Genomic DNA, 3,329 nt, shown 5'->3' on the forward strand with positions numbered 1-3,329 from the left:
ACCGACCGGGAAGCGTGCGCTCGATCTTCACTTCCAGCACTTCGGGCCGGTAGCGTTTGCCGTCGCAATCCGGGCAGCGCAGGTACACGTCGCTCAGGAACTGCATCTCCACGTGTTCAAAGCCCGAACCGCCGCAGGTGGGGCAACGGCCATCGCCGCCGTTGAAGCTGAACTTGCTGGCGGTGTAGCCGCGCTGGCGTGCCAGCGGCGCGTTGGCAAACAGGGCGCGGATGGTGTCCCAGGCGCCCACGTAGCTCACCGGGTTGGAGCGCGCGGTTTTGCCGATGGGCGACTGGTCCACATAGACCACGTCGTTCAGATGATCGGCGCCCAGCAAGCGGTCGTGTGCGCCGGGGCTGTCGGTGGACTTGCCGAACTGGCGCAACAGCGCGGGTGCCAGCACGTCCTGGATCAGCGTGGACTTGCCCGAACCCGAGACGCCGGTGACCACCACCAGGCGCTGCAGCGGAAATTCGACCGACACGTTTTGCAGGTTGTGTTCGCGTGCGCCTTCCAGCACCAGACGCGGCGTGCTGTCGGTCACCATGCGCTTGAAGCCCATGCCGACCTGTTTGCGCGCACCGAGGTAGGCACCGGTCAGGGTGTCGGCGTCGCGGATGGCTTCGGGTGTGCCGTCGAACACGATCTGCCCGCCACGTTCACCGGGGCCGGGGCCCATGTCGATCAGGCGATCCGCCGCCAGCATCACGGCGGGATCGTGCTCGACCACCACCAGGGTATTGCCCGCGTCGCGCAGGCGGATCATGGCGTCGTTGATGCGCGCCATGTCGCGCGGGTGCAGGCCGATGCTGGGCTCGTCGAGCACGAACAAGGTGTTCACCAGCGAAGTGCCCAGGGCGGTGGTGAGGTTGATGCGCTGGACCTCGCCACCGCTCAGGGTGCGGCTCTGGCGGTCCAGCGTGAGGTAGCCAATGCCGACATCGCACAGGTATTTGAGCCGCGTATTGATTTCTTCGAACAGCAGTTTGAGCGCCTGCGTCTGGCCCGCCAGCGCCACGGTGGAGCCCGCCGCCTGGCGCGGCAGCGATTCGGACAAGGACAGGAAGAAGGCGCGCAAGCGGTCGATGGGCAGCTGCATCAAGTCGTGCAGGCACAGACCGGGCAAAGCGTCCAGCTGTTCGCGCGACCATTGCACGCCGCACGGCAGAAAGCGCGCCACAGCCGAACCGGTGTGGGGGGCCGCACCAGCGGCCTGCGGCAAGGGCGACAAGACCGCCTTGGCCTGCGCATGGCTGCCGATGCGCCAAAGCAGGCTGTCGGACTTGAGGCGTGCGCCGCGACAGCTGGGGCATTCGGTGTAGCTGCGGTATTTGGACAAGAGCACCCGGATGTGCATCTTGTAGGCCTTGCTCTCCAGGTATTCAAAGAAGCGGCCGATGCCGAACCAGTGCTGGTTCCACTTGCCGTTCCAGTTCGGCGAACCTGTGTAGACCCACTGCTGCTGCTCGTGCGTGAGCTTGGCCCAGGGCGTGTCGCGCGGAATACCAGCGGCTTCGGCGTGGCGCATCAGGTCGTCCTGGCACTCTTTCCAGGCCGGGGTCTGGAACACCTTGACCGCACCGGCGCGCAGCGTGAGCTTGTCGTTGGGAATGACCAGCCCGTGATCGACACCAATGACGCGGCCAAAACCGCGACAGGCTTCGCAAGCACCCACCGCCGAGTTGAACGAAAACATGGAGGGCGTGGGTTCGGTGTAGCGGATGTCGCTTTCCGGGCAATGCAGACCGGTGGAAAAACGCCAGATATCGGGTGCCCCCACGCTCCCCGCTGCGCGAGGTTCGCTGCCCCCCGAGGGGGCTGCCCCGCCTTGGGGCGGCCCGGCGGCGGGGCGGTCCGCGCCCTCTTCGGCCAGCACGTAGACCATGAGGCGGCCCGCGCCGCGCTTGAGGCCGGCTTCAATCGCTTCCATCACACGCGCCTGCTCGGCGGTGCCGATGCGGAAGCGGTCGGCCACCACGTCGAGCACTTTCACCTGAACCGGGCCGGTGTCAGCTGCCTTGCCCGCCTTGCTGGTTTTGCTGGCTTTGGCGGGTTTGCCCTTGGTGCTGGGGCCACTGGGTGTTGGTGCCGGGCGTTCGATCAGGCGTTCGGCCTGCACCCGCGTGTAGCCGCTGGCCGAGAGCCATTGCGTCACGTCTTCGGCGCTGGTGTTGCCGGGCAGCTCGACCGGAAAGGTCAGCACCAGCCTGGGGTCGCCCAGCGCCGCACTGCGCCGCTGCAGCTCTTCGTAAATCGACTCCGGCGAATCGTGCCGCACCAGCCGTGCCGTCTCGCGGTCGAACAGCGTGGCGCCGCGCGCGAACAACAGCTTCAAGTGGTCGTTCAACTCGGTCATGGTGCCAACCGTGGAGCGCGAAGAGCGCACCGGGTTGGTCTGGTCGATGGCGATGGCGGGCGGCACGCCGTCCACCCGGTCCACCGCCGGCTTGTCCATGCGGTCGAGGAACTGGCGCGCGTAGGCGCTGAAGGTTTCCACGTAGCGGCGCTGGCCTTCGGCGAACAAGGTGTCGAACACCAGGCTGGATTTACCCGAGCCGCTGGGGCCGGTCACCACGGTGAGCTCGCCGGTGCGGATGTCCAGATCCAGGTTTTTGAGGTTGTGCTGGCGCGCGCCGCGTATGCGGATCAATCCCTGAGACATGCGGAACACTTTCGGTGGTGTGAGGCCAAACATTCTAGGAGCCTGCGCGGCAGAAGGTGTCGAACGCGAAAATCGACCCCAGCGAGGACCGTTTTTGCCGGGTTTGCAACGCAGGCTCCTACTGATCCGGCCCGGTGAAGTCTAAAGTTCCGTTCGGGCTGAGCTTGTCGAAGCCCTTCGACAAGCTCGGGGTGAACGGTTCTTATTTCATGGGGCCGAATCCATAGGCATGCAGGCAAGCCCCGCCGATCCGGCGGATATTCCGCCTGTCAGCTACTGCGCCCGCCCAAGCAACCCAGTAGCAACCGCCCCAGGGGAGGCCGCTACACTCGCGCGCAAACAAAACACCTACAGGAGACAAACAAGATGTTCAAGGCATTCTGGATCGCTTGCGCACTGGTGGGATTTTTGGGCACGGCGCAGGCCCAACTGCGGATCGGGCAAACGGCGGGGTTTTCCGGTCCGGTCGCGGCCGGCGTCCAAGAAACCACCGACGGCGCCAAGCTGTACATCGACGCCATCAACGCCAAAGGCGGCGTGAACGGGCAAAAAATCGAACTGATTTCGCTGGACGACAAGTTCGACCCCAAGCTGGCGGCCGAAAATGGCAAGAAGCTGATCGAAGAACAAAACGTGCTGGCCATGTTCCTGACACGCGGTACACCAC

The 3,329-nt window shown here is 65.2% G+C and carries 2 protein-coding genes; one reads left to right on the forward strand and one right to left on the reverse strand.

Features of this window, described 5'->3' with window-relative positions; all coding sequences use genetic code 11:
* Positions 1–2,662, reverse strand: a 2,662-nt coding sequence (locus tag ABYB95_RS19915) for an excinuclease ABC subunit UvrA (RefSeq protein WP_372660913.1), incomplete at its 3' end; no start/stop codon positions are given.
* Positions 2,663–3,028: 366 nt separating this feature from the next.
* On the opposite strand from ABYB95_RS19915, the gene ABYB95_RS19920 reads away from it, so the two are divergent.
* On the forward strand, positions 3,029–3,329 hold a 301-nt coding region (locus ABYB95_RS19920), incomplete at its 3' end, for an ABC transporter substrate-binding protein (RefSeq protein WP_372660916.1).

Source organism: Hydrogenophaga sp. (assembly GCF_041633695.1).
Lineage (GTDB): Bacteria > Pseudomonadota > Gammaproteobacteria > Burkholderiales > Burkholderiaceae_C > Hydrogenophaga.